Here is a 26,282-nt window from a genome sequence, read left to right as displayed (position 1 = left end):
CCTCTTCGTGGACACTGCAGCGTCATCGAGTCGGGCCTTCCTTCCAGGCCAAGCCGCGAGCCGCGGTGCGCTCCGACGGCAGCGCCAAGTAGACATGCAGGCGGGTGCCCGCGGGACAGTGCTCGGCGGCGACCACGTCGAAGGCACCGTCGCCGTTCAGATCATGACTGGCGACTGCGGTCAGCGTCCCGGTGAACCGTGTGCTGCTCCACACGAGACGCAGGGAGTCGTCTTCGAGCTGCGCCGCATGCAAACGATCACCGAGGTCGCAGCACACCGGATCGGTGAGCCAGAAAACCGTCCGTGTTCCTGCTTCGCCGCCGGGCTGCACGGCTTTGACGTCGCCGAAGCCCCGATAGGAGTCGAGCTGCGTCGCCGACGAGCGTTGCACCAGCAAGGTGCCGCGCCGGTCGCTCCAGGCCAGGTCCATGCGGCCGTCGCCGTCCAGATCGGCGAAGAGCGGCGCGATCACCGGGCGCTCGCCCCGTCCCGGCGCCGGCCACCAGCGCGAAGCGAGATCCGCCGGTCCACCGGCTGCCTTCCACAAGGCCTCGAGCGCCGGGCGCAACTCGACACCGGTGCCGGCGGGGCCGAGTTGCAGGCGCTTTCCCTCGCTCCCCGGAACGCCGGCGCGGGGCCAGCGCTCCTCGCTCAACACCCAGAGGCTCGCTCCCATGGGCACCGGGGACTTCGAAGCGCGCAACGTTTCCGCGCCGACGAGGAGAGCATAGGGGGCCCGACGCGGCAGATCCTTGGCCCCGAGCGGCACGACCTCGGCGGGCCGCAAGCCGGGGTGCTCGAACTCCAGGATGCGCAGCGAGTCGGGACTCACGGACAAGAGCGTTCCCGGGCTCGTGCCCACGAGGGCGATGGTGTCCCAGGGGTATTCCTGCACCGCCAGCAGGCGGAAGCCCGGGGGAGCGCCGCGGGCCGGCGTGGCCGCGGTGAACCAGGAGCGCAGCATGTCGTCGACATCGACGGAGGCCACGGCGATGTCCACCGCCCGGGCGCGGGTCACGGAGAAGCATTCCACGTTGAGAACGATCTTCTCCGGCGTCCGCAGGAGCACCGGAAACAGGACTTCGTCGAGGTCCTCTTGCGCTTGCAGGAAAGGAGTGATCAGGCGGGATGCGTAGGCCGCGACCGCCAAGCTCTCGCGCTCGGCGCCGCCGGCCAGCTGCAGCTCCCGCCGCCGGCGCAAGGCGGCGCGCAACTTCTCGCCGACGACCTCGGGCAGGACGGCGGGCAGGTCCAAGAGCGCCGTGCACGGGGCGAGGAGCACACGGATGGGTTCACCGTGGGCGCGCACGCTGTCGTTGCGCTGCACCCGTTCTTTGCCGCTACGGTTGATCTCCCGGCATTCCACCATGCCCGGACTCACCTGGGAGACCTGCAGCTGGGCGATGGGGATCTCGTCGCCGCGGAGTGAATCCGCCACCGGGCGGGTGACCGCGAGGACGTCGCCGAGCTCGGGTGGGTCGCCGTCGATGGCGACGAAGATGCGGCCGCGCTGGCGCTCCACCACGTGACCGAGGGGGCGCGTGTAGCGGGCGCTCAGGAGTCCGGTGGCCTCGCGCACCAGACGATCGAGTACCGGCGTGGTGTGCCGGCGGGCGTCGCTGTCTTGCGCCGACACCGCCGCGGGCGCCAGAACCCAGAGACCGACCAGGAGCCAGTGTCGACACCGGTTCCCGCCTCGCATCGCTTCGAGTCTCCCTGTGGATAGAGATCGGTCCGGCTGGATGAAGCAGAACCTGCGCCTCCAAGAGAGGAACACCGATCGCCCGCGCGGTCAACCCCGCGGGCGGCGCGTCGTGTCGCGCCGCCGGAGGGAGCGGAAGCCGTTGCTCGCCAGGGGGGCGGCGGAGTGGCAGAATGGAGGCCGGAGGTGGGCCGGTGGGGGACAGGGTAGGGATCTTCGATTCGGGCGTCGGCGGTCTGTCGGTATGGCGCGAGATCGTGCGCCAGCACCCCGGCGTCGACACGCTCTACGTCGCCGACCAGGCTCACATCCCCTACGGGGCGCGCTCCGCCGCCGAGATCCTCGGCTTCTCTCGCGGCATCACCCGCTATCTCCTGGCGCGCGGTTGCACCGCGATTGTCGTCGCCTGCAACTCCGCCTCGGCGGCGGCTCTCCAACACCTGCGCCACGAGTTCTCCCCTGGCACCTTCGTGGGGATGGAGCCGGCGGTGAAGCCGGCAGCCCTCGCCTCGAAGCACAAGGTCGTGGGCGTCCTGGGGACGCCGACCACGCTGGCGGGAGAGCTCTTCCAGCGCACGATCGCCCGCCATGCCGCGGAGCTCCGCTTGCTGTGCGAGCCCTGTCCAGGTCTGGTGGAGAGCATCGAGGCGGGAACCCTGGAAGGACCGGAACTGGAAAGATCGTTGCGCACTTTCCTGCGCGCCCCGCTGGAAGCGGGAGCGGACGTGCTGGTGCTCGCCTGCACTCATTATCCCTTGGTCCGCTCGGTGATCGAGAAGGTCGCCGGGCCGGAGGTGCAGGTCATCGACCCGGCTCCGGCAGTGGCGCGCCAGCTGGGTCGATGGCTCGAGCGCCGAGAGCCTGGGACAACGACCGCTCCCCAGCACGAGTTTCGCACTACCGGGGACGTGGACGCCTTCGCACGCGTGGCGCGAACCATTCTGGGGCAGGTCGTACACGTGGCAGCACTGCGCTGGGAACAGGAAGCGTTGCACGAGGTCGGCACCCCGGTGGGCCGGAAAGTGTGACGGGGGCCGATTCCCTTAGGCCCCCGTGCACGATGCGCTCCGTCGCACGCTGCAGATTCCTGCAGGCTCCTTCAGACAGCGTTCCCCGCCGGCTCCACCTCGATGCGGCGGCGCTTTTCCTCGGCGCGCCGGGGCAGGGTGATGTGCAGGAGGCCGTGTTCGAGACGGGCCTGCACGTGGTCGCGATCCACGCCATCACCGAGTGCGAAGCGGCGCTCGAAGACCCACTCGCTCTGCCGGCCATCGTGCAGCACCTGCATGCCCTCGGGACGGCTGGGGCGCGGGGCGCTGACGAGGAGGAAATCCTCCTCCAGCGTCAGCGAGACGTTCTCCTTCGGGACTCCTGGCAGCTCCACCATCACGTGGTAACTGTCGCCGTCATCCAGGACGTCCGCCGCTGGTGTGAGGGTCGCCCGACGCACACCCTCCTGCGGCTCGCATTGCCTTCCCGTCACCGGGAGCATCCAGCGCACGACCATGGTTCTCGCTCTCCTTTGCTTCGAGTGTCCTCGTGCTTCGAGTCTTACTTCACTTCGACCGGGATCTGCCGGCCCACTTGCTCTTCCACCTTGGGCAAGCTGATGGTCATGACGCCCTTTTCGTAGGTGGCCTTGACCTTCTCCGCCTGCACGCGGTAGGGGAGCTGCAAGCTGCGCTGGAAGGCGCCGTAGGTCTGCTCGCGCTTGAGCACTGTGCCTTCCGAGCTTTCCGCCTCGTCCTTGCGTTCCCCGCTCACCGTGAGCAGGTTGCCCTGCAACTGGATCTCGACCGCCTTCGGGTCCATTCCGGGCAGCTCGAGACGAACGAGGAGTCGATCCTTCTCCTCCACGAGATCCATCGCCGGGTACCAGTTCTTGGCGCTCTCGAAGGGCCAGTCGCCGAGCAAGGCGCCCACTTGCTGGCTGAATCGATCGAAGAACGGGTCGATGAAGTCACCGTTCCTGGGCTTCCACCTGACGAGAGACATTTCCATACCTCCTAAGCCTGCCCGAGCTCGGCTCGGGACGATTCTTTCTTCGCGGCCGTGACTGCCATCTATGCACTCTGGGCGTCACCTCATGCCGCTCGCGGTAAGGACTAAATCAAGTCCTGTGCCACGGCTCTATGAATCCACTAAACCATTTATTGTAATTTGGTTACATTACTGTGGTGGGCATCCATCTACAGAACACGGACAGGAAGGCAGCCTCTACTGGCGGTTATTGCTGCCACAATGGCATGCTAGGTGGGTCAACGAAAGCGCCCGGTGGTCAAGTGGCCAGGACGCCCAGCTCATCCACGCTCGAGTGTGGCGTACGCCAAACCGATGGCGGGGAGGAGGTCTCCAGCCAGTAGGCTGCGGGGGGAACTCTGCTCGCAAGCCAGCTCCGCGGCAAGGCCATGCAGGTACACCGCGAGCGTCGCTGCCGGCGGAGCCTCGAGGCCCTGCGCGAGGAGGCTCCCCAGCATTCCGCCCAAGACGTCCCCCGATCCGGCGGTGGCGAGTCCGGTGTGTCCGGTGCTGTTGACCCGCTTTTCCCCGGCGGGTGTTACCACGACGCTCGGGGCTCCCTTCGCCACCACCACCACCTGGTGGCGGGTGGCGGCTGCAGCTGCCGTGGTCACGCGCTCCTTCTCGTCGAGGCGCGCCTCGAGTCCGAGCCAGCGCGCCAGCTCTCCCGCGTGAGGTGTGGCGACGCGGGGAGCAGGATGAGGTGGGGGCGGGAGCGCCAGGAGGGCATCGGCATCGACCACGGCGGGAAGCGCCAGAGTCGCCAGCAGCTCTCGCATCCACCGGCGCACACTGTCGTCCGCCTGGATGCCCGAGCCAAGAGCGAGGGCATCGCATCGCTTCGCAAGCGTCGAAGCCAGGTCGAGGACGGCATCGGTGCAGTTGCCTTCAGAGTCCTCGGGACAGGGGTGGATGATCACCTCGCGGAGCCGTACCTCCAGAAGGTCGCGGATGGAACCGGGAACGACGAGATGCACCATGCCTGCACCGGTGCGGAGCGCCGCCTCGGCAGCGAGCGCCGCCGCACCTGGGAAGCGGGAACTGCCTGCCACCATGAGGACGGTTCCACGAGAGTACTTGTGTGCCGTGGGCTGCAGCGGTCGCAACAGCGCTCTGGCCCAGGCCGGGTCCACCCAGGACCACTCATTCTGCCGGTCACCCAGCACCTCGGCCGGAAAACCGATATCGGCCACCTCGATCCGGCCGGCCCGTTCGCGCCCGGGATGGAAGGCCAGTCCAAGCTTGGGGAGACCGAAGGTCACCGTGACGTCGGCCCAGACCGCGGTGCCGAGGAGGGCGCCGGAACTCGCATCGACCCCGGTCGGGATATCCACCGCGAGGGTGAGCCGGCTGGTGCGGTTGAGGAGATCGACGAGGCCGGCGTAAGCCGGTGCGAGCGGGCGGGCTGCCCCGGTACCGAGGAGAGCGTCGACGCAAAGATCGGCCCGTACGAGATGTGAGGCGAGGGAGTCTCGCCGGCCGGGGACGTCTGCCGCCACCAGGAGAGGGCGCGGTCGCCGGCCGACCGGTTCGGCTGCGGGAGTAGCGGCCAAGTTCTCCTTCAGGACGTTGATGCTGACCTTGGAGCGGCGCAGTCTGGAAAGGTTGGCGCGTGCATCGGAGCTGAGCTCGGTCGCCGGGTGGCAGAGGTGCACGCACACCCGCACCCCCTCGCGGGCCAGGAGCCGGGCGAGAACGAGGCCGTCGCCCCCGTTGTTTCCCTTCCCGCACAGGATCTCGACCCGGGCGCCGCGCGGGCGGCGGAGGAGTCGGAGGGCCTCGCGGGCGAGCGCCGCACCAGCGTTCTCCATGAGAACGAGTGCCGGAACGAGGCCGCCGTCGATGGTGCGGCGGTCGATCGCCTGCATTTGTTGCGCCGTGACGAGCTTCACGCGGTTTCTCCGCCGCCAGCCTACGGGCGTCGCGGCCGCGGGGTCAACGAAGGCACCTCTGAGGCATCTCTAGGATGCGATGTCGGTGCTGCCGTACGATCACAGTCTATGCACGAAGCCCCTGAAGACCACGGGAGCGAGGACGCCTCCAGCGGCCCTCCGGATGGCGAAGCAGCGGCGAGCTTCTACGACCTCTTCGGGACCCAAGCTCTGCTCCTCCTCTTCACCGGGTGCTTGCTGCTCTACTTTCTCTTCCAAGGTGTTCTTTGGGGTGGGCGCCCTGGTGTGGCGGTGTGGGGGCTGGCCCTGGCACCCGTGGTGGGAATCCTGGTCCCTATCGCGCTCGTGATCCGCTCGCTCCGCCGCCCCGTCCGCTCCGAGCTCTGGTTGTTTCCTCTCGATGGGTGGCAGGGCCTCGGCGTGGTCCTCGCGATCCTCGGCACGGTGCCTTTGGATTACGCTCTGAGCGCTGCCAACCTCTGGTTCGTCGCGCCGGACGCGGAGGCACTACGGTTCCAGCAGAATCTGGTGCCCACGGACGCCGTGAGCCTCGCCGGCGGCTTGGTGGCTGTCGTGGTCCTGGGGCCGCTCGGCGAGGAGGTCCTGTTCCGTGCCCTCCTGCTGGGCACCATGGGACGCCTCCTGCGTCCCTGGGTCGCAGCGGTGGTGGTGGGCGTCCTCTTCGGGATGACGCACCTCGCCCCCTGGGCGCTCTTGCCGCTCTCGCTGCTCGGGATCGTTCTCGGCTTCCTCGTCCTCATGACACGCACGCTCACCGCGGCCTGGTTGGGCCACGCGCTCTTCAACCTGATCGGCTACCTGGAGCTGGCCCGGACCGGGGACGTCGACACGCCGGCACTCACCCGCCTGGCTCTCCAGCCGGGTGTGTTGATCGGCGCGCCCTTGCTGCTGGGAATGGCTTTCTGGCTCCTGCGTCGTGGCGGTAGGGATCAGGACGACGCGGAGCCGGCGTGATTAGGAACGAGCCACGTGCGCGGCAGGATCGAGAAACCTACTTCGAGGACTGGCCGAAAGGCCGCCCGAAGCTGATCTCCCCATTGTCGATGCGTATGTTGAACCCGCAGGTGGGGTTGGTGCAGACCCAGGCCTTGTACGTGATGGGCGCACCGTCGCGCCCGTAGTCGGACAACGGCAGCAGGACCCCGTTGTCGCACTTCCTGCAATCCGGGAAATCGATCTTCTCCATCAAAAGCCCCAGCCCAACCCGAGAAACGCTGCTGCAGCCGGAGCCACTCACCTCCCCCTGCGCGCTCGACCCAACTCCGGGGGTGCGTTCGGGAACCCAAGCCCCCTTGGTTTCTGTGATCATCCTCGCAAGCTTCCTGAGGTGTCAAGGGAAGCAGGAAACATCGACCGAGCGGAAGTGCGCTCCAGGCGCGGGTATGGGGGGAGTCGAGTCGGGAAAGAAGCGGGTGATGGAGGGCGCGCGCGAGTCCAGACAGCGCCCATGAAGCTCCAGGCGGAACAACGGGCGCGAGGCTCAGGTCTTCTGCTCCTTCTTCCGCGCCGCCGGGAAGAGGACGTTGTTCAGGATGAGCCGGTATCCGGGCGAGTTGACGTGTAGCTCGAGCCGCGTCGGTGGGTCGCCGACCTGGTGCTGGTAATCCTCCGGATCGTGGCCACCGTAAAAGGTGAAGGTGCCGCGGCCGACGTTTCCATGCACGTACTTGACCTCGTCTGTCCCCTCCACCTTGGCGAGCACGACCACGGCCTTCTTCACCAGCGACTGGCGGAAGCCGGTGGTTTGTCCGAGGAAGCCGTTGATCACGCTGACATGACATTGTGTCAGCATGGTGGGCACGGGGTCGTGCTTGGCGGCGAACTCGAAGAGGGTGAAGTAGTCGGCCTCGGGGCCGCGAAGGCGAGCGTAGTTGCTCGTGTCGATGTTGGAGAACTCGTAGACCAGCGGGTTCGTGACCAGGCTGAAGTTCTCGAAGGCGAAACACAGTCCGAACTGCAGCTTGCTCTCGAAGCCCGGGGTGATGCCGTCGTGGTCGAGCTCTGGGGCAACGATGTCCACGCCTGTGGCCGCGAGGGCGATGTCGATGGTATCCGTGGCGGAGCACATGGCGAAGACGAAGCCCCCGCCGTAGGCGTACTTCCAGATCGCCCGGGCCACCGCCTTCTTCTCCTCCGAGACCTTGGTGAAGCCGAGCTCCTGCGCCAGCGCCTCGTTGACCTCGACGTCGTGTTGGTACCAGGACTCGAAGCGGTAGGTGCCGAAGAACTTGCCGTACTGCCCGGTGAAATCCTCGTGGTGCAGGTGCAACCAGTCGTACTTCTCCAGCTCCCCGGACAGGACCTCGCGATCGTAGACCTTGTCGAAGGGGATCTCGGCATAGGTGAGCGCGAGGGTGACGGCGTCATCCCAGGGTTGAGCGTTGGGCGGGGTGTACACCGCCAGGCGTGGCGGCTTTTCGAGCAGGACCACGTCCATGTTCTCCCGTTCGATCTCCGCCTTGATGGTGGCGATATCCGCGTCGCTCGTGACCTGGTAGAGCACGCCGCGGATGCGGGCCTCCAGCTCCAGATCCTGGTGGCGTCGCGCCAGGAAGCTGCCGCCCCGGTAGTTGAGCAGCCACTCCACCTGCACACCCTGGCTCAGCATGTGGAAGGCGAGACCGTAAGCCTTCAGGTGGTTCGTCTGCTGCAGGTCCATCGGGATCAGCATGAAGTCGTCCGCGGCGGCCACGACGAGCGAGCCGCCCAGGAGGAGGAGCGCGACCCCCAAGGTCAGGAGCGGGTGGGAGGGTCGTCGGGGCTCAAGGCGTGGCACTGTCTTCCTCCTTCGTCTCGACCCGGGCCGCGAGCAGCTTCTTCCTCACGTCGTCCTGGAAGAGATCCTCCGGGTACTCCAGGAGAATGCGCTCGTACGTGGCGACCGCCTGCTCGCGCTGCTGCAGCTTCTCGAGCTGCAGGTCCCCCGTCGCCTCCAGGGCTCGGGGCGCCAGCCGGTGCTGCGGCTGCCCCGCCACCAGCGCGGCGAAGCGACGCAGGGCGGAGTCGTATTTCCCTGCGGTCATGTCGTTCTTCCCGAGCTCGAAGAGCGCCAGGGCATGCAGCGAGGAATTGGGTTGCTCCGTGACTAGGGCTTCCAGCTCCGCCCGCGCCTGCTCCGGCTGGCGGCGGAGCATGGCCCGATGATACTGGCTGAAGCGACTCAAGCCCGGATCCTGAGAGAAGGCCGCTTCGTTGAGGGTGAGCGCCAGGTCGAGGCAGTCGTTGGAAAGGCGGTCTTCCGGCGCTTCTTCGGCGAGCGCCGCGAAGCCGTCGCGCGCCTGGTCGTACTTCCCCTCGGCGAGATCCAGCTCGGCCAGGTGGTAGCGCGCCCGGGATCGGCCGATGTTCTCCACCGTCGGCTGGGCCCGCATCCCCGGCGGACGGGGCGCCTCGGCTGGATCGCTGTCGGCGGGCGCGGAGGCAGCTTCCACCAGCAGCTTGCGCGCCTCGTCGAACCGCTCCATGGCGGCCAGGCAGAGCGCCATCTGCACCCGCACCATCTGGTCCGGCTCGCCTTGGGTCTTCTGATGGTCGAGCAGCTCCTGGAAAGTCGAGAGCGCCGCTTCGGGTTGCCCCAGATCCTCGTAGAGGATGAGCGCCTTCAGCGCCAAGGCATCGCGCTGCACGCTGGCGAAACCCGAGTCCTGGGCGCTCTGGTCCAGGGAACGAATGGCCTCCTGGAGGAGCTCGCGCTTCGAGGCTTCGTCCGGGGCCTGGCGCGCCACGGCGACCAGACCTTCGGCGAGAAGCCGCGAGGCCTCGGGCAAGAGGTTGCTCTGTGGATGCGCTTCCGGCAGGAGATGGAGGACGCGCACACCGAGCCGGGTGCGCTTCAGGTCCACCGGCTCGCCCTCCTCGTGCTGCAGCGCCAGCTTGCCGAACTCGAGCAGGTGTTCGCCCTGGTCCTCGGCATACCGGTCCGCCAGCTTCACGGCGGCGAAGGCCTCCTCCAGCTTTCCCACCTGCAGGTAGGCGAGGGCAGCGACATCGTGCAGCGCCGCCGAGTCGTGGTGGTGGTCGCGGAGCTTCTCGATGCGTGACAGCACTTCCTTGGGGTCGTCGGCCCGCTCCATCAGGCGCTGGATCTTGCGCCGCGCCCGTGGCCGTTGCTCGGGGTCCATGACCAGGAGCAGGTACTCGCTGATGGCGGTTTCGTAGTCGCCTCGCCCCTCTGCAATCTGGGCGAGCTCGGTGGCGAAGATCCCTTCCCTGCCGATGGCCTTGCGACCCTGACGGTAGATCTCGGCGGCGAGATCGATCTGGCCATGGCTGCGCAGCAGCCCCGCCCCCAGGCGGTAGCGGGCTTCGTCGGCGGGATTGGCGGCGATCACTTTCTGGATGACCTCGAGGGCGTCGTGGGTGCGCCGTTGCGCCAGCAGGTAGGTGCAGAGCTCGCGCACTTCGTCCAGGGCGGCGGGATCGCGCTCGATGCGCTGGGCGAGCAGAGCGATCAGCTTGTCCTGACGGCGTTCGACGCGATAGAGGTCGAGGAGGGCGTCTTCGATCCGACGGTTGCCAGGGAATTCGCGCCGCAGCTGCTCGCCGACCTCGATGGCCCCGGACCGATCGTTCTCCCGCTGGCGCCGGCGCAGCTCGAGCATCCCGGCATGCAGGCGCTCCTGCTGCTCGGCGCTGTAGGTCGGTTCGCGCGGGGCGGCGGGCGGCGCGCCCCGTTGCTGCGCCGCAGCGGGAGCCGCCCAGGCCAGGCAGATGACCGCCAGGGTGAGGAGCCGGCGTTTCACGGCAGCTTCGGCTCCTCGGCTTCGGCGATGGCGCGGAAGTACTCCCGCACCAGCTCCTGGTATTCCTCCGGAGTCCCCGATTCGAGGGCGCGCAAGATATCGCGGCGCAGCTTCTTGTGCGCCTCGTCCTCTTGCAGAGGGCCGCCACCCTGGCTGTAGACATCGCCGGCGCTGCGGCTCTCCCTCTCCTTGTTGTAATCCCGCTTGTGCAGGGAGCGGCTGGCGTCGAGCATGCGCGAGACGATGCGATCTTGCAGATCCAAGGTCTCCTGGTCGACGCCATCGCTCTCCATGTCCTCCACCACTTCTTTCATGTCGTCGAGCATGCGGTCCATGCGGCCGAGCGTGTCGCGCTTGTCCTGGGCCTGACGGTCGATGTCGCGCAGCTCGGCCTCGATGGAACGCTGCTCCGCCAGCAGGCGCGACATCTGGGCCCGCTCCTCTGGCGACATCTGCCCCGGCGTGGGCATGGATTGCTGCAGGCGCCGGGTGGCGTCGTTGAGCTTCTGCTGCATGCCCACCATATCCCCCAGGCGCCGGCTCGCCGACGGATTGCCGCCGCTCCCCCCCTGACAGCCCTGGGTGGAGCGGTTGAGCTCGATGACGGCGCGATTCAGATCGGCGTAGGCGTCCTCACCGTGCAGCCGGCCGGCGAGGGCGTTGCCCTTTTCGTAGCCCTCCACTCCCTGAGTCATCTTCCCCATCGCCTGCACCAAGAGCGCCGTGACCTGCCGCGGTATCTGGGTCGACTCCTTGCCCGCCGCCTCGAGATCCGCGGTCACCTTGTGGGTCGCTGCCCGCAGCGCTTGCTGGGACCGCGCCAGGTCGCCGCTCCTCTCGGCGTCGCCGTTGTCCACCGCCTGGCGGGTCAGGAGCTCCTGGCGGAAGGAGACGTCTAGGGATTGCCGGGCGGCCTTCTGCAAGGCCTCCAGCGTGGCCTGGGCCATGGCGGCGCTCATCGCCATCTGGGCGTTCATGAGACGCTGGTAGAGAGCGCGCAGGCGGCGCTCGGCGTTCTGCTGCTGCGGCTGGGCTTGCTGCATCTGCTGCTGCTGCAGTTGCTCGGCCGCATCGCGCATGGGTTCCGAGGGTTTCTGCGCCTGCACCTCCTCGCCCGCCTTGTCGAGCTCCTGCCGCCCGGCCTTTTCCATCTCCTGCTGCAGCTCCTGGAGCTCTTTCTCCATCTCCGTGGAGTCCTCGGCGAGATCGGACTGCTCCTGGGTCAGGCGCTCGCCTTCCTGCTGCGGCGTGTTCTCTTTGCCGTCCTTCTGAGCGGAGGACGAATCGGCGCGGCTCGTCTCGCCTTTCTCCAGGGCCTCGGTGCGCTGGGTCAGCTCTTCCTGCTGCCGCAGCAGCTCCGCGGTGCGCTCCAGCAGCGCGTCCAGCTTCTGCTCGCGCCGCAGCTGTTCCAGGAGCGCCTTGGTGCGATCGAGGCGTTGCAGGAACTCCTCCTGCGACAGCTCCATCTTCTCCAGCGCCCGCTGGATCTCGTCGGGCGAGATCTGCTTCATCGCCTCTTGGAGGCGCTGCATGTATTCGCGCAGCGTGTCGTCCTGGACCTCCTGGAGCAACTTGCGGATTTCCTCCATCTTCTGGGCGACCTCGGAGCTCACCAGCTGCTGCTCTTCCATCTTCTCGACCTCGTGTTGCAGCTGCTCGGCGATGTCGCCGACCTTCTCCGCCAGCTCCTTCTGCTTCTCCAGGGACTTCTGGATCTCCTGCTCCTTCTTCCAGTCCATCTCGGGATTCTTCTTCAGCTCCCGCGACAGACGCTCGTATTTCTGCTGCAGCTGCTTGCCTTCCTCGAGGACGCGATCGATCTCGCTCAGGCGGTTCTCGTCCTGGTCGTGCAGCTCCGCGTAGAGCTCGCCCAGGGAAGGCAGCCGCAGGCGATAGGTGGGCGTGCGCGCCGTCTTGTGGCCCGAGATCGCGTCGTTGTCCTCCACTTCGATCCAGTAGGAAACGAAGTCGCCCGGGAAGAGCCCGAGCGTGCTCAGGTCCCAGGCGTGCTTCTTCAGCAGTTCCGCCGCGCCCTCCCGGCCCACGGGCTTGCCGTCGGGATCGACGGCGGTGCCGTCGTGGAGGACGAGGGCGGTGCGCTTCTCGGTTTCCTGCAGGTCCTCGCCCTCGCGCTCGCGGCGGGAGACCAGGGTCATGCGGGAGATGCCGAAGTCGTCGTCGGCATGCACCTGGAGCTCCACCTGCAGCGACTTGGGCAGGGTGGCGTCCGCCTCCGGGGCGCGGAGTTCCACGAAGGGCGGGCGGTCCTCGATGGCGCTCAGCTGGTAGGTGACCGGATCGGCGTTGCCGTGACCGAGGGAATCTTCCACCTCGAAGTGATAGCGCAGGTCGCCGCGCAAGGTGAAAGCGGCGCGGAAGGTGGCGCCGTCCAGGGACAGACGCAGCGGCCCCGGCAGCGTCACCGCCGCCGCGGGATCGCTTTCCGGCAAGAGCGATCCCCGCTCCAGCGGCGAAGAGGCGGTGCCTTCGATCTCGATCCGCGTGCCGACGAGGGCGACGGCGTCGCCGCGCCCTTCCTCCAGGCTCTGGGCTTCGCGCCGGGTGTAGGCCGGCGGCACCAGTCGCAGGGTGAAGCGGTCGACGCTGGGGCGTTGCACGACGCGGATCTGGTGCTCCGCGGTGTGGCGCTTGCCGCTCTCGAAGCGATAGGAGGTAGCGTCGCGCACGTTTTCGAAGCGGAACTCGTAGGCATACGGCGGCCCCACGCCTTGCGACTGCAGCGCCCGCGTCTTCCACAGGTCGCCGGTGTCGTTGAAACGCAGCAGCATCTCGGGAGCCAAGGGGCCGCGATCGACCACCCGCACCATGAAGTCGTCGCCGGCGAGGATGTCGACGTCGCCGCTTTGCACCTCGAGCTCGCCGTAGACGATGGAAGCGGGCGAGGGGTAAGCGAAGGCGAGGGCCTGCGCGGCGCGCCGCGGCACCGAGGGTGCCAGGAGCGCGAGGGCCAGGAGTGCGAGGGCGAGGCCGCCCACCACGACGCCATCCCGGCGCCGCTGGGGGAAAGCGAAGAGCCGCACCAGATCGAGGCGGCTCGCCTCGCCGTAGGCCTGGTCGATGGTGGCGGCGACGAGGTCGTTCGAGGTGTTGCCGGGGGCACCGCGCTGGCTGAACTCGAGGGCCGCGCGCAGCATGTCGCGGAAATCCCGCCGTTCCTCCACCAGGCGGGAGAACACCGCCAGGTTCGGCACCGCCTGCAGCGGTTGCAGCCAGGATCTCCACACCAGGGCGGCGGCCCCGCCCCAGAAGAGGAGCCCCAGGAGCCACCCCACCGGCCTAGGCAGGATCGGGACCACGGCCGCCAGGCAGAGCAGGGCGGCGAGCCCCAGTCCCAGGCGGCAGGCGATGCGCAGACCGCCCCAAAGCAAGACGCGCCGGGCGTGCCGGCGCTTCCCATGACGCAGCAGCGCCACGAGCAGGGCGCCGCGTTCCTGGACTTTGTTCTCCGCCCCCGCCGCTGTGGTCATCCTAGGCTCCCCCCGCGGCCGCGCGCCGGCTCAATGCGTCAGCGCGTAAACCAGAACGTTGACGGCCATGCGCATGGCCGCTTCCCGGCGCTCCGGCGGATCTTTGTGGACCTCGGGATCCTCGACGCCATCACCGATGTCCGACTCATAGGTGTACAGGAGCACGATCCGTCCTTTGTCGCGGATCACCAAGCTCTGCGGCGGCTTGCCGTCGTGCTCGTGGATCTTCGGCAAGCCCGGCAGGGTGTAGTAGCAGCGGTACAGCGGGTGATCGTTGGGCAGCTCCTCGAGCTCCCGATCCGGAAAGAGCCGGCGGACTTCCTGGCGGAAGCTGCGATCCATGCCGTAGTTGTCGTCGGCCCAGAGGAAGCCGCCACGCAGCATCCAGTCGCGCAGATGCGCGGCTTCCTCCTCGGAGAACTTCACCATGCCGTGGCCGTTCATGTAGACGATGGGAAAGCGGTACAGGGTGTCATCGTCCGGGCGCAGGACCACTTCCTCGTGCACCGTGACGATGCCGGTCCGCTGCTGGAAGGCGACCATCCAGTTCGGCAGCGAGCTCGGGTTGGAGTACCAGTCGCCGCCGCCGTCGTAGTGCAGGCGCCCGATGTGGATGCAGGCTTCTTGGGCTGGTTCCTCGGCCGCACCGGGGAGGGCCGAGGCTCCCAGGCAGAGAACGAAAATCGCCCCGAGAAGGCAAAGCTCCCCGCTTGCCGGGCGTGTGCTCCGTGCGGCTCCCATGGACCTTCCAGGCGGGCTACGACTCCAGCCTTGGTACGCGGCGAGACCTCAGGGGTTCCACCCGGCGGGGGTGGTCCCCTCACCGTAATGATAACGCCCACGGGGGTTTCGAGCATAAAATAGGCCCAGGGTCGGTCTCCCGCCAGGGAGGCGCCCGGGCGCCGGCCTCTCGAGGCCGGCAGTGCGGCTCTTTTCGGGCGAAGTGGCCCGAGGTGAGGCTCGAAGCCGGTCCACGCCTGACCCACCCCTCTTCCCTGCCTGCTCGTTCAGGACCCGCTCGTTCAAGACCACCTGCCAGCGTCCTCCACCTTCAGGTGGGGAGCGTGATCTGTACCTCGGCGCCTCCGCCCGGACGGTTGCTGAGGCTGATCGAGCCGCCGAGCTCCTCCAAGATGCTGCGGGTGATCGCGAGCCCGAGACCGGTGCCCGTGGATTTGGTAGAAAAGTACGGTTCGAAGAGACGCTCTCGCGCTTCGGCGGTGAGACCCGAGCCCTCGTCGGTGACGCGCACACGCACCTGCCCAGCCTCGGCGGCTTCGACGCTGAGCGCGATCCGGCCCGTGCCCCCCATGGCCTCGCGCGCGTTCTCCAGGACATTGGTGAAGACCCGGCGTAGCCCCTCCTCGTCGCCGCGCACCACGAGTCCGTCCCCGGGGAAAGAGTCGCTGCCGTCGGTGCCGAGGTCGAGCTGCAGACCCTGCACGCTGCGGTACGGCGCGGTGACGCGGCGCAGCACCGCACCCAAGTCCAAGGGTTGCGGCTCCCGCTTGCTGACCCGGCCGAAGCCGGAGAACTCGCTGGCGATGCGCCGCAGCACGTCCACCTGCTGCACGATCGTCTGCATGCCCTCGCTGAAGATCTCCGGGAACTTGTCGCTCTTGTCGCGGAAGGCTTGCTCCATGAACTGCGCCGAGAGCTTGAGCGGGGTGAGGGGATTCTTGATCTCGTGCGCCACTTGCCGGGCCATCTCGGCCCAGGCTGCCAGCTTCTTCGACCGGATCATCTCGGTGAGATCCTCGAAGATGGCGACGCGCCCCAGGGATTCGTCCACGCCGGACGGGCGCAGATCGGTGACGATGAGGCGCAGCGTCAAGCGCCCCTCGCTGCGGCGCATGCTGAGCTCGTGGATGGCGCCTTCGGCCCCCGTACCGACCTGGGCCCAGAAGTCGCGCACGCCGCTGTCCTTGGCTGCCGCCGCCAGCTCGCCCCAGGTGCGGCCTTCGAGACCTTCGGGCGGCAGGCGCAGGAGGCGCTCGGCCGCCGCGTTGGCCGCGGTGATGCGTCCTTGCACGTCCGTGGCCACCACGCCGGAAGCGATGTTGCCGAGCACTGCTTCCAGGTAGCGCTGCCGTTCCTCCAGCACCAGACGTGCTGTCTGCAGGCGCGCCGCCATGTCGTTGAACGAGCGCTCCAGCTCGCCGATCTCGTCGCGGCCTCGGGCCTGCAGGCGGAAGGCCAGGTTGCCGCCGGCGATGCGCCGGGTGCCCTCGATGAGGCTGCGCAGGGGGTCGAAGATGCGGGCGGCGAAAGCCACCGCCAGAGCCAAGGTGAGCACGAACATGGAAGTGGACAAGCCGACGACGAGGGCGCGGGTGCGATCCACCTCGACGGCGAACTCGTCGGGCTGCAGCAGCTGCTGCGCCGCCAAGGCGCCGAGGCGTTCGCCGAAGCGATCTTCCAGGGGGACATAGCTCGAGAAGTAGCGCTGCTCTCCCGCGGATTCCTCCACCACGGCATAGCGATTGTTGCGCAACAGCACCGACTTGTAAGCGGCAGGCGACAGCAGCAAGGGCAGCACCCCGGCAGCGGCCAGGCTCTTCTGGCTCGACACCACCAGCCGCGGGCCGAGGAAAGCGCTGATGTCGGTGCTGAGGATGGGCACCAGTTCACGCAGCATGCCGTCGTCGAGACGGCGGCGGTAATAGAGGTAGAAGAGTTGCGGCGCCGCGCCGGGGCGCGCCTCGGGGGTGAACCACACCGGTTCCAGGGCCCCGAGGGCCAGGTGGTTGACGCCATCCCGCGAGGCGAAAACACGTCGCGGCGCGGCGGTGATAAACGCCAAGCCTTCCGCGTCGGAGAAGTCGCTCAGCGTCTCGTCCAGGATGGGACTGCCCCTGCCGCTGAACACCGTGACGGTGCTGAAACTGGGAATGTCCCGGGCCGGCGGTGGGCCTGGCGTCATGTACCAGGTGGCGTTGCGCAGGTACCATTCGACGTATTCGCTGGTGAGAACGCTCTGCAGCTCGCGGCGCACCACGTTGGTGAGCGCCGCCTCGGCGGCGCGCGCCTTGTCCACCGCGACGTCGCGATTACGGCTCTTGCTGCGCTCCGCCATGATCCGCTGCGTCGCCAACGACACGACGACGCTCGGCAGCAGCGCCACCACCAGGAACGCCCCCATGAGCTTCTGCTGGAATCCCAGGCGCTTGGGGACCAGGAGCGCCGGCAGCGCCCGCGCCGCGGCGCGGCTGCGCCCCAGTCCCATCAGCACCAGGAGCACGGCGACGGCGCCGGCGAAATCGAGGGCGGCGATCTGCGTCCACTGCAGCAGGCGCTCGAGCGGCGAGAGCAGATGGAAACCGGCGAGCAAGGTGCGTTCCCCGGCGGGAATCTCCGTCGCCAAATAGGCGCCGTTGGCGAGACGCAGGCGCTTCCAGCCCGCATGCGCCGGGCCGGCGTCGCGTAGCGGTTCTCCCACCTCGAGATAGGGCGTGGAGCTCTCGCTCACGAACCCCCCCTGCAACCAGGCGAGGAGGTAGAGCTGCGCTTCCCCGACCCGCGGTCCCACGCCCCTGCCGCTACCGGCCTGCAGCAGCTCGGGAGGGCTCAGGCGCGGGTTCGCGGCGAGGACGAGGCTCTCGTGCGCGAAGGGGAGGTCGATCACCACGTAGCCACGCAGCTGTCCCAGACGACCGGCGTGCACCGGCAAGGAGCCGCGGTACAAACGCACCACGCCCACGGAGCGCGCTTCGATCTCGGTCTGCTCGATGTGCGCCCCGGTGATGCTGGCGCGCTCGCGGCTGTCCAGGGTAGGCAGCTCCGGCGGGTACGGCAGGCCAATGGAGAACTCGCTGGCGAGCTGGCCCAGCTCGTCGTACACCCGTACCTGGCAGGGCCAGGACAGACCTCGCAGCAAGCTTCCCGACCAGATCTCGTAAGCGCTGGCGCTGGCGGTGGCGTCCCCCGGGGTCAGCTCCTCGAGCAGGTTCGCCTCGGCTTCCAAGTCCTGCAGCACGTGCTTCAAGACGAAAGGCCGCTCTTCGTCGACGAGCCGGCGCACTTCATCGGCGCGGGCGAGAACGTGTTCTTCCCGGGCGTGGAAGTCCTCGCCCTGCAGGGCTTCGCTGGTGAGCGTCGCGGCCAGCGCCACGAGGACGAGCGTCGCCAGGCTGAAGCTGGTGAAGCGCTCGTCGAGGAAGAGAGCGTGCAGGCGCGCGCCGCCCCAGAGCACCACGATGCCCACGAGCGCGGCGAGCGGCAACGACTGCAGTCCGAGAGCGAGGGCCACACCGGCGGCGGCCAGGGCCAGGAGCCAGCGCGGCGGGCGCGGTGGGGTCAGCCTGGCGACGAGGAGCAGCGCTAGGAGCAGGAGCGCTGCCAGACCGGCAAGCAGCGCTGCGTGCAGGCAGAGCGCCGGCGGCGATTGCAAGTCCAGCGCGGTGCCGAGGAGCGGCAGGCTGGTGTTCTGGGCCACGCGCACCGCCGCAGCGACAGCGAGGCGGACAGCGAGGACGGTGCTGGCGGCTGCCGCCAGCAACCCGAGAAGGGTGCGGAGCGTGCCCGCGGGCGCGGCTTCCGGGTGGCGCGTCTGGCGGCGCAAACGCTGCACGAAAAGGAGAGCGGCGCTCGCCAGCAACACCAGGGCGGTGAGGAGGAGATCGAGAGGCGTGCGCAAGACGCCGAAGAAACCATCCATGGCGAAGGCGGCGGGTTGCAGCACCCCGGGCCCCTGCAGGGAGGGTGAGGGCAGATGCAAGAAGCCGAGGAGGAGGCGCGCCATCCACAGTCCCGCGAGGAGCGGCCACGGACGGTCCCACAGCGATCCCCAGGGCGCCCGCCGCGCCGTCTCGCTCCACACCGCCCAGGCGCCGAGGCCGAGGGCGACGAGCACGAGCCATGCTTGCATCCGGCGCTCGCGGGACGCTTGGAGGAGTGTTTCGTCGTCACGAGGAGGAGCGCTCAGGCGCCCGAGCAGGCGCGGCACGCCGTCGGCGCCGCGGATGACGAAGTCCCCTTGCAGACCGCGCTCCGGGTCGCCGTGGATTTCGATGTCCTTTTGCGTCAGATACGGCGGCACCAGACGGGCCTCATAGTTCCATTCCACCGCGTCGTCGTCGCCGGCCCGACTCGCGACGGGCTCGCCCCGTGGCCGTCCGAAACTCGACATCGGGATCTCCACCAGCACGCGCGGGGTGTGCACCGAATCGGCGGGGGTGGCGTCATCGCGGCCGTCTTGCCGGTCGTAGACGAGGAAGATGCCGGCGCCGGAACGGCGGAAGTAGATCTCTCGCGGCCCGGGAGCGAAGAAGGTGAGCCGCACGCCGCTCGCCCCGGAATGGGTGGTGCCGGCCCAGGCCAGCAGCTGTCCGCGCGCGTCGAACAGGCGCACGCTGGGTGCGGCGGGAGCTGCCGCCGGGCGCACGCGCTGCATCGCCTCGAGAGCGTCGAAGAGCCGCACCCGCGCTTCCGGACCGGCAGCGACGGGGATGGAATCCACCAGGGTCAAGGCGGAGTCACCCAGCGCTCGGGCGCTCGCTTCGAGTCCGAGAACGCGGGCACGCAGCACTTCGAAGCGACGCTGCAGGCGTGCATCCCCTCGGGCGAGCCACGCTTCCGTCGGTGTCGTGCGCAGGAGGGAAGGAAGGAGCAGACCGAGCCCGACGGGCACGAGCCAAGCGAGGCGGCGGAGACGCGCGGCCGCACTGCCGTCTCGTCGCAGCCCGAGCTGCAGGAGTGCAGCGGCCGCCGCGGCCAAGAAGAGCCAGTGCCAGGCCGCAGGCGCACGGTCGTGCGGCCACGCTCCTCCAGCCTCCAGCAGGAGTCCGAGGGCGGCGGCCAAGCCGGCGGCGATGCTCAGGAATCGTGGTTGCATGTCGTCTGGAGCTGCATTCTCCCGCGTCAGCGCAGGGCGGTGATCTCACCGAGGACCCAGCGGGACTCTTCGCGCACGAGCATCACCAGAACCCGATCCTGCAGCACCGGACCGCTGCCCAGGGCGCGGTACCGGCGGATGGCGAGAGCCACGGCGAGCGGCCGGCCGGCATCGGGCGGGCGACGATCGAGGAACTGGAACTGCAGCACGCGGTGGCGCGCGAAGTGCGCTTCCAGGATGCAGCGGCTCTGACGGGGCGAGAAGCTTCCCGCTGCCGGCTCCAGCTCCGGCAACGCGATCGACACTTTGCGCTCCCCCAGGAGCGCCACCACGCCCCGGACGTCGCCCCGCCCCCACGCCGCTTCGAGACTGTCGAAGACCGCGGACGGCTCCGCCGCCTCCGGCCCGGGGGCGGCGAGCAGCGGGGTCCAGGGGCACAGCAGCAGCCAGGGGATCCGGAGCAGGCGGAGCCAGGTGCGCATGGAACCTACCCTCCCTGGCGGCGCCTCAGTCTAGCGCACCAGGACGCCGCCAGCGCGGCGGGATCGGGTATAGTGGATCGGTGCCGCGCCACAGAGCGCGTTCACCCCTCAGCGAACTCGAAAACGTCCATGCCCGCACACGCATCGGCAAGAACCCGGGGCGCCACGGCGCCTCTCCGTCGCGGCGAGATGCTGCACAAGTACCGCGTCGAGAAGCTCCTCGGTGCGGGGGCCTTCGCGCGCGTCTACCGAGCCTACGACACCGTCGAGGGCGTGCACGTGGCGCTCAAGGTCTTCGCCCAGCCCCTGCCGGAACTGAGCCAGAACGTTTTCCGCCACGAAGTCCGGGTCATCTCGCGGCTGGACCACAAGAACATCGTGCGTCTCAAGACCGCCGAGATCCTGGGGGATCGATTCGTGATGATCTCCGAGCTGGGGGAACGGACGCTCCTCGAGGCCTTCGCGCGCCAGCGCCCGGTGCGCTACGCCGTGCACGTGCTCGACCAGGTCCTCCAGGGGCTGTCGTGCGCCCACGCCCACGGCATCATCCATCGCGACATCAAGCCCGAGAACATCCTGGTGTGGCGGGACGGCCGGGTGAAGATCTCCGACTTCGGCGTCTCCCGTCTCATGGACCGTCCGGTCACTCACACGACCGCGACCGGCACGCCGAGTTATCGCGCCCCGGAGCAAGCCTACGGGCGGCCGACCTTCGCTTCCGACCTTTTCGCTTTGGCCCTGGTCTTCTACGAGATGGTGACGCGCACCTTGCCGCGCTGGCCGTTGCGCTGGCCCTTCGAGCGCAACGAACTGTTCATGGCCCGGGTGCCGCCGGCGCTGGCGCGCGTCATTCGTCGCGCTGCGAGCTTCGATCTGGAACATCGCTACCGCGATGCCGAAAGCATGCTGCGCGCCGTGCACGCTGCCGTGCCCGGCGTGGCCAACGGCGAGGTCGCCGAGGAAACGCGGCCGCGGCGGCTGTCGTGGCGGGCGTACCGACAGCACGAGTTCGAAACGCGCTACGGTCGGCACCTGCAGCTGGCGTTCCGCTGTCACCGCTGCTCCGGGGCGGTCTCGGAGTTCATGCGCGTCTGCCCGTGGTGCGGTTATCGCAAGAACTCCTTCACCGGCATCACCCGCTTCCCCCAGGTGTGCCATCGTTGCGAGCACGGGGTGCACGAGGATTGGAGCTATTGCGCTTGGTGCTACGGCCCGCGCTTCGCCCACATCTCCACCGTGCCGAGTCGCGATCCGCACTATGGTGGGCGCTGCAGCCGCTGCGGCGAGGTGCGCCTGCTGCCGCACATGCAGCGCTGTCCCTGGTGCAACGCGCGCCGGCGCCCCTGGCGCAGTCGGCGGCTGCTCGACCGCTGCTCCCACTGCAGCACTTCCGTGGCCAGCGATTACTGGGATTTCTGCGCCTGGTGCGGCAGGAACCTGCAGGGTCCGCGGCGCCCCAACGGCCGCCGGCGCACCGCCTGACTCCCGGATTTCAGGAAGCGAAGAGGATCCGGTAGGCCAGAACGCACCACATCCACAGGCCACACAGGGTTTTCACGCAGGCGCCGAGGACGCGGCCGATGAAAGCGGCCTTGCCGGCCCGCAACGCCTGGTCCAGCTGCCGCCGGGCTCGGTATTCCAGCACCACCGCCCCGAGGAACGAACCGAGGAAAGCACCCGCCAGCGCCCCGAGAGGCGGCACCACGGGCGCGAGAGCGAGGCCGCCGGCGAAACCGCCCAGGCAGGAGCCGAGGACGCCGGCGCGGGTGGCGCCGCGCTTCGCCGTGAAGCCGACGCCGACGGCGAACTCGAGCCCTTCGGCCAAGCCCGCGAGCGCCGCCAGCGCCACCAGGGTCCATGCGCCCACGGGGTGCCAGTGGGTCAGCAAACCATAGAGTGCGGCGAGGCCGAGGAGGATCCAGTTGGCCGGCAGGCCGAAGGCGTGCAGCAGCAACACCGCGGCGCCGCCGGCGAGCAGCAAGGCTTTGGCCAAAGAGACGAGGGCATCGGGCATGGGCAGCGACCGGAAACTCTAGGCGCTCACGCGCTCCGTCTCCGCCTTGGCCGTGCGGTGATACCACTCGATCACCAGCGGCGCGGCGACGAAGACGGAAGAGTAGGTACCGACGACGATCCCGATCGCCAGCACCCAGGCGAAGTCGTAGATGACGTCGCCGCCGTAGAACAGCAAGGAGATGAGCACGAGCATCGTGGTGGTGCTGGTGAGGAGCGTCCGGGACAAAGTCTTGTTGATCGCCCCGTTGAAGATGTTGTCCACGCTCTCGCGGCGCTGTTTGAGCTTCAGCTCCTCGCGGATGCGGTCGAAGATGACGATGGTGTCGTTGACCGAGTAACCCGCCAGGGTCAAGAAGGCGGCGACGATGGAGAGCGACACTTCCTTGTTGAAGAGCGAGAAGAGCCCCAGGGTGAGGAGCAGATCGTGGGAGAGGGCGATGACCGTGGCGACGCCGAAGAGCCACTCGAAACGCCAGGCGATGTAGATCAAGATGAGCAGGATGGAGAGCAACACCGCCTGCAGCGCCGCCAGCCGCAGCTCGCTTCCCACCTTCGGCCCGATCGAATCGAGGGAGAGCAGCGTCACGGTCTTGTCGGGGAAATGCTGGCGCAGCGCCTGCAAGATGGCGTCGGCGCTGGTGGCCGCCACGGTACGAGCGGCCTCGGCGCCGGCGCTGGCTGCGCTCGTCGCGGCCTCCGTGGTGGGCAAGTGGATGAGGAAAGAGGCGCGGTCGCCGGACACGACGCGCTGGATGCTGCGGTTGTCGTAGCCCGCGGCGCTCACCGCGGTACGGATGCCGGCGATGTCGGCGGCCGTGGTCCCGGCGATGGCCACTTCCAGCTGCACGCCGCCGGTGAACTCCACCCCCAGCCGCAGGCCGCCGCGGAAGGCGATCGAGCCCAGGCCGATCACCAAGGTGACGAGGGAGATGATGAAGCCGATCTTGCGGCGGCCGATGAAGTCGAAGCTCGTTTCCTTGATCAGTGTCAGCATGGGTCCGATCCGCGGCCGAGGGCCTCTAGATGCTCAGTTTCTCCAGGCGACGACGGCGCGTGAAGAGGTCGAAGACGAAGCGCGTGACGAACAGGGCCGTGAACATGGAGGTGGTGATGCCGATGCAGAGCGTCACCGCGAAACCTTTCACCGGGCCGGTGCCGAAGTAGAGCAGCACGATGCCGGCGAAGAGCGTGGTCAGGTTGGAGTCCACGATGGCCGAGAGCGCCCCCTTGTAGCCGGCTTCGATGGAGGCGGCCACGGTCTTGGACTTGCGCAGCTCCTCACGGATGCGCTCGAAGATGAGCACGTTGGCGTCCACCGCCATGGCCACCGCCAGGACGAGGCCGGCGATGCCGGGGAGCGAGAGCGCCGCCCGCAGGGTCGCCATGGCGGCGAGGGTGATGAGAAGGTTGACGGCGAGCCCGAGCGCCGCCACCAGACCGGAGAGCTGGTAGTAGACCACCAAGAAGCCGATGCTGAGGCCGAGCCCCACGCCCCCCGCCATCAGTCCCCGGCGCAGGGAATCGCTGCCCAGCGTCGGACCCACGGTGCGTTCCTCCACGATGGTGAGCGTCACCGGCAGAGCGCCGGCGCGGAGCACGATGGCCAGGTCCCGGGCTTGTTGGTCCGTGAAGGAGCCGCTGATCTGTCCTTCGCCGTTGGGGATGCGGTTGCGGATGCTCGGCGCCGACTTCACCACGCTGTCGAGGATGATGGCGAGCTGCTTGCCCACGTGGTCCGCGGTGAGGCGCGAGAAGGTGCGGGCGCCGCGGCGATCGAGACGGAAGTTGATGAGCATCGAGCCCGGACGGTCCGGGTCGGGACCGGTGCGCGCATCCTGCAGGAACTCGCCGGTGAGCTCTTTCTCCGTGCCGACGAGATAGAGGAGACGCACGGGCACGCCGTCCTGGGTGTGCAGATCCGATTCGCTGCTCCAGAGGAACTCGGCCCGCGGCACCGCGCTGGCGATGGCGGCGCGGACGCGGCTGTCCGCCAAGAGCTCCCGCACGCGCTGCACGCGGAAGCCATCGTCGGGAACGTAGAGGGCACCGAACTGCAGGGTGACGAAGAGGCTGCTGAAAGAATTACCCGGCTTTTCGGCGGCGGCCTTGACGCTGGGCAATTCGGGCAGCTGCAGCGAGTCCGCGGCCTCGGCGGCGGCGGTGTCGGTGGCGGCGGCGCTCCCGGGCGTTTTGGTGGCGGCCTGCGTCGTGTCGCCGGGAGTCGCGGCGGTGTGCGTGGTGTCGGTGGCCGCCTCCGAGGCGAGGACGGCGTCGATGGCCTGCACCGCCTTGACGATGTCCTGGGGATCGCGGACGAAGCGGAACTCCAGCTGTGCCACGTCGCCCAGCAGGCCTTTCGCCCGCTCCGGATCCTCCACCCCTGGGAGCTGGACCATGATGCGGTCGGTTCCCTGCCGCGACAGCGTGGGCTCGGTGACCCCGAACTGGTCCACCCGGGTGGAGAGGATCTCCATGACCCGATCTTGGGCGTCCCGGGCATCGGCTTCGCGGACGCTGCCGCGGTCGAGCTCGAGGACCACGTGCATGCCGCCCTGGAGATCCAGCCCCAGCTTCATCGACTTCTCCAGGACCGAGCGCATCTCGCGGCGCTCACCCTCGGAGAGAGCCATGACCTGTTCCTGCGTCAGCTTCCGGTACTTCGAGAAGTACCGGAAGGTCGGGTAGAGCAGGACCAAGCTCACACCGACGACGAAAAGGATGACCAGGAGCCGGAAGGTGAGGTTGCGGTCCATGCGTCCTCTCGACGGTCGCAGCACTGGCGCACGGCGGCCCACCTTGGCCATCGGTGCGTACGGCCGTCGTCGCGTTGAGTCGTCGAACGGAAGGAGCGGGATCCGGATCGAACCAGGATGCGCGCCCGGGCGTCAGAGCCCCGCCATTATAGGGCCCGCCTGGGGGCAGTCAAGCGCTGCGGGCGGCTCAGGAGGTGGCAGGCTTGGGGGTGCCGCGCAGCTCCTCCAGCGTGACGAAGCGTATGCCCTCTGCCTGCAAACGGGGCACCAGGGCCCGGAGCGCCTCCAACGTGTATGGACGCGGATGCGCGATCCCCACCGCGACGCCGCGCTGCCGCGCCAAGGCGGCCAGCCGCTCGAGCCGCGCCGACACGGTGGTGGCAGACTTGGTGTCGGTGTCGAGGAAGAGGTCGTTGCGCAGGCTCCACACTCCCTGGGCGCGGGCGGCGCGCAACGCCACGCTGCGCGCCGTGGTGGCGCTGTCCAGGAAGAGCAGGCCCCGGCGCGCCAGCACCGCGCTCAGCGCGCCCATCGTGGCGGCATCGGCGGTGGCCCGCGAGCCCATGTGGTTGTTGATGCCCACGAAGCCCGGATACTTGCGCTGGTACTTCTCCAGCAAGGCGTCGATCGCTCCTTCCTCCATGCCCACCCGCAGCGGGTGCCGGCCGGCATTCTCGTGGCCTTCCGGTTCCATCGGCAGGTGGAGGAGCGCAGGCAAACCCCGCTTCTCCGCGGCGGCGAAGACGTCGTCGCTGTGCGGCAGATCGGGCAGCACCGCCAGTGTCAGCGGCACACCGAGATCCAGGATGCCTTCGGCGATGTCGTTCAAGTTGTGGCCGAGATCGTCGATGACGAGGGCGATACGCGCCACCGGCCGCTCCGGAGTGCGGGATGCGGGGCGCACGCGGAGGCGATGGGTGATGCGCGCGGCGAAGCCGAGGGCGATGCTGACCTCGCCGCCCTGGGTGTGCAGTTCCTCGGCGGCAAGGACCTCGGCGCCGGCGGCGATGGCGCTCTGGGTGAGCCAGAGATTGCACTGGGTCGGCGTCAGGTGGGCCGGGGCGCGGAAGCTGTACTCCTGCACGCTGCCCTGCTCCTCGGCGAGACGCCGTGACTTGAGATCGGCGCGGAGCAGTCCCATGGAGACGAAGCGCTCCGCCAGCGCCACGTCCAGCTGCACCGCGAGTCTCTCGAGGAAGGGATCGCGCCAGCCGGCACGGACGAGGAGGACGTGGCCAGGGCGGGTGGTGAAGAGCTGGATGGCGCCGAGACCGAGGAGGCCTATAGCCAAGGTGGCGACGACGACGCGCGGCCGCGCCACGAGGTGCTTCCTC

18 protein-coding genes are annotated in these 26,282 nt (G+C 68.6%); 3 read left to right on the top strand and 15 right to left on the bottom strand.

The window, feature by feature from the left end:
• Positions 1-22 precede the first annotated feature (22 nt).
• Entirely contained in the window at positions 23-1,702 is a 1,680-nt protein-coding gene (locus VFE28_02210) for a hypothetical protein (protein HZM14791.1), read from the bottom strand.
• A gap of 194 nt (positions 1,703-1,896) precedes the next feature.
• Here VFE28_02210 and murI point away from each other — a divergent pair, with 194 nt between their 5' ends.
• The gene (murI, locus tag VFE28_02205; GenBank protein ID HZM14790.1) at positions 1,897-2,730 is read left to right on the top strand and encodes a glutamate racemase; all 834 of its coding nucleotides are present in this window, start codon (positions 1,897-1,899) and stop codon (positions 2,728-2,730) included.
• 71 nt (positions 2,731-2,801) lie between these two features.
• On the opposite strand, the gene VFE28_02200 is transcribed toward murI, so the two are convergent.
• The 3 genes from VFE28_02200 to VFE28_02190 all read right to left on the bottom strand — a co-directional run bounded on the left by VFE28_02200 (position 2,802) and on the right by VFE28_02190 (position 5,613).
• Positions 2,802-3,209 carry an Hsp20/alpha crystallin family protein gene (locus VFE28_02200; protein ID HZM14789.1) on the bottom strand — a complete coding sequence of 136 codons (408 nt, stop codon included), beginning with the start codon at positions 3,207-3,209 and terminating at the stop codon, positions 2,802-2,804.
• Between the two features lie 44 nt (positions 3,210-3,253).
• Positions 3,254-3,697 (bottom strand): Hsp20/alpha crystallin family protein, encoded by a 444-nt coding sequence (locus VFE28_02195; protein HZM14788.1) that lies wholly within the window; start codon positions 3,695-3,697, stop codon positions 3,254-3,256.
• 305 nt (positions 3,698-4,002) lie between these two features.
• A complete protein-coding gene (locus tag VFE28_02190; GenBank protein HZM14787.1) occupies positions 4,003-5,613 on the bottom strand; it encodes an NAD(P)H-hydrate dehydratase in 1,611 nt (536 codons plus the stop codon).
• A gap of 108 nt (positions 5,614-5,721) precedes the next feature.
• Here VFE28_02190 and VFE28_02185 point away from each other — a divergent pair, with 108 nt between their 5' ends.
• Complete coding sequence (locus tag VFE28_02185; GenBank protein ID HZM14786.1) at positions 5,722-6,588, top strand: CPBP family intramembrane glutamic endopeptidase; 867 nt, start codon at positions 5,722-5,724, stop codon at positions 6,586-6,588.
• A 37-nt stretch (positions 6,589-6,625) separates the two neighbouring features.
• On the opposite strand, the gene VFE28_02180 is transcribed toward VFE28_02185, so the two are convergent.
• From VFE28_02180 to VFE28_02150, 7 genes are all read right to left on the bottom strand, one after another.
• Positions 6,626-6,943 (bottom strand): hypothetical protein, encoded by a 318-nt coding sequence (locus tag VFE28_02180; GenBank protein HZM14785.1) that lies wholly within the window; start codon positions 6,941-6,943, stop codon positions 6,626-6,628.
• A 171-nt stretch (positions 6,944-7,114) separates the two neighbouring features.
• Positions 7,115-8,305 (bottom strand): asparagine synthetase B, encoded by a 1,191-nt coding sequence (locus VFE28_02175; GenBank protein ID HZM14784.1) that lies wholly within the window; start codon positions 8,303-8,305, stop codon positions 7,115-7,117.
• A gap of 91 nt (positions 8,306-8,396) precedes the next feature.
• On the bottom strand, positions 8,397-10,376 hold the full coding sequence (locus VFE28_02170) for a tetratricopeptide repeat protein (protein HZM14783.1): 1,980 nt from the start codon (positions 10,374-10,376) through the stop codon (positions 8,397-8,399).
• Positions 10,373-13,864 carry a DUF4175 family protein gene (locus VFE28_02165; GenBank protein HZM14782.1) on the bottom strand — a complete coding sequence of 1,164 codons (3,492 nt, stop codon included), beginning with the start codon at positions 13,862-13,864 and terminating at the stop codon, positions 10,373-10,375. The genes VFE28_02170 and VFE28_02165 overlap by 4 nt, the downstream gene beginning before the upstream one ends.
• Before the next feature lie 30 nt (positions 13,865-13,894).
• Complete coding sequence (locus tag VFE28_02160) at positions 13,895-14,605, bottom strand: DUF4159 domain-containing protein (protein HZM14781.1); 711 nt, start codon at positions 14,603-14,605, stop codon at positions 13,895-13,897.
• Between the two features lie 310 nt (positions 14,606-14,915).
• A complete protein-coding gene (locus VFE28_02155) occupies positions 14,916-19,697 on the bottom strand; it encodes an ATP-binding protein (GenBank protein ID HZM14780.1) in 4,782 nt (1,593 codons plus the stop codon).
• Positions 19,698-19,723: 26 nt separating this feature from the next.
• Complete coding sequence (locus VFE28_02150) at positions 19,724-20,179, bottom strand: hypothetical protein (GenBank protein HZM14779.1); 456 nt, start codon at positions 20,177-20,179, stop codon at positions 19,724-19,726.
• 129 nt (positions 20,180-20,308) lie between these two features.
• Between VFE28_02150 and VFE28_02145 the strand changes: the two genes are divergently transcribed.
• Positions 20,309-21,661 carry a serine/threonine-protein kinase gene (locus VFE28_02145; protein ID HZM14778.1) on the top strand — a complete coding sequence of 451 codons (1,353 nt, stop codon included), beginning with the start codon at positions 20,309-20,311 and terminating at the stop codon, positions 21,659-21,661.
• 10 nt (positions 21,662-21,671) lie between these two features.
• Here VFE28_02145 and VFE28_02140 read toward each other — a convergent pair whose 3' ends face one another.
• The 4 genes from VFE28_02140 to VFE28_02125 all read right to left on the bottom strand — a co-directional run.
• Positions 21,672-22,193, bottom strand: a complete 522-nt coding sequence (locus VFE28_02140) for a DUF456 domain-containing protein (protein ID HZM14777.1) — start codon at positions 22,191-22,193, stop codon at positions 21,672-21,674.
• An 18-nt stretch (positions 22,194-22,211) separates the two neighbouring features.
• Complete coding sequence (secF, locus tag VFE28_02135) at positions 22,212-23,189, bottom strand: protein translocase subunit SecF (protein HZM14776.1); 978 nt, start codon at positions 23,187-23,189, stop codon at positions 22,212-22,214.
• A 25-nt stretch (positions 23,190-23,214) separates the two neighbouring features.
• Entirely contained in the window at positions 23,215-24,948 is a 1,734-nt protein-coding gene (gene secD, locus VFE28_02130) for a protein translocase subunit SecD (GenBank protein HZM14775.1), read from the bottom strand.
• A 187-nt stretch (positions 24,949-25,135) separates the two neighbouring features.
• The coding region (locus tag VFE28_02125; GenBank protein ID HZM14774.1) for a divergent polysaccharide deacetylase family protein at positions 25,136-26,282 on the bottom strand (1,147 nt) is incomplete at its 5' end.

Source organism: Candidatus Krumholzibacteriia bacterium, assembly GCA_035649275.1.
GTDB lineage: Bacteria > Krumholzibacteriota > Krumholzibacteriia.
This window is presented reverse-complemented; position numbering and strand designations above follow the sequence as displayed.

Coding starts and splice junctions, on each gene's coding strand:
- secF (HZM14776.1), bottom strand. CDS start 23,189: ATGCTGACACTGATCAAGGAAACGAGCTTCGACTTCATCGGCCGCCGC.
- secD (HZM14775.1), bottom strand. CDS start 24,948: ATGGACCGCAACCTCACCTTCCGGCTCCTGGTCATCCTTTTCGTCGTC.
- VFE28_02185 (HZM14786.1), top strand. CDS start 5,722: ATGCACGAAGCCCCTGAAGACCACGGGAGCGAGGACGCCTCCAGCGGC.
- VFE28_02160 (HZM14781.1), bottom strand. CDS start 14,605: ATGGGAGCCGCACGGAGCACACGCCCGGCAAGCGGGGAGCTTTGCCTT.
- VFE28_02195 (HZM14788.1), bottom strand. CDS start 3,697: ATGTCTCTCGTCAGGTGGAAGCCCAGGAACGGTGACTTCATCGACCCG.
- VFE28_02155 (HZM14780.1), bottom strand. CDS start 19,697: ATGCAACCACGATTCCTGAGCATCGCCGCCGGCTTGGCCGCCGCCCTC.
- VFE28_02165 (HZM14782.1), bottom strand. CDS start 13,864: ATGACCACAGCGGCGGGGGCGGAGAACAAAGTCCAGGAACGCGGCGCC.
- VFE28_02200 (HZM14789.1), bottom strand. CDS start 3,209: ATGGTCGTGCGCTGGATGCTCCCGGTGACGGGAAGGCAATGCGAGCCG.
- VFE28_02145 (HZM14778.1), top strand. CDS start 20,309: ATGCCCGCACACGCATCGGCAAGAACCCGGGGCGCCACGGCGCCTCTC.
- VFE28_02210 (HZM14791.1), bottom strand. CDS start 1,702: ATGCGAGGCGGGAACCGGTGTCGACACTGGCTCCTGGTCGGTCTCTGG.
- VFE28_02140 (HZM14777.1), bottom strand. CDS start 22,193: ATGCCCGATGCCCTCGTCTCTTTGGCCAAAGCCTTGCTGCTCGCCGGC.
- VFE28_02175 (HZM14784.1), bottom strand. CDS start 8,305: ATGCTGATCCCGATGGACCTGCAGCAGACGAACCACCTGAAGGCTTAC.
- VFE28_02150 (HZM14779.1), bottom strand. CDS start 20,179: ATGCGCACCTGGCTCCGCCTGCTCCGGATCCCCTGGCTGCTGCTGTGC.
- VFE28_02180 (HZM14785.1), bottom strand. CDS start 6,943: ATGATCACAGAAACCAAGGGGGCTTGGGTTCCCGAACGCACCCCCGGA.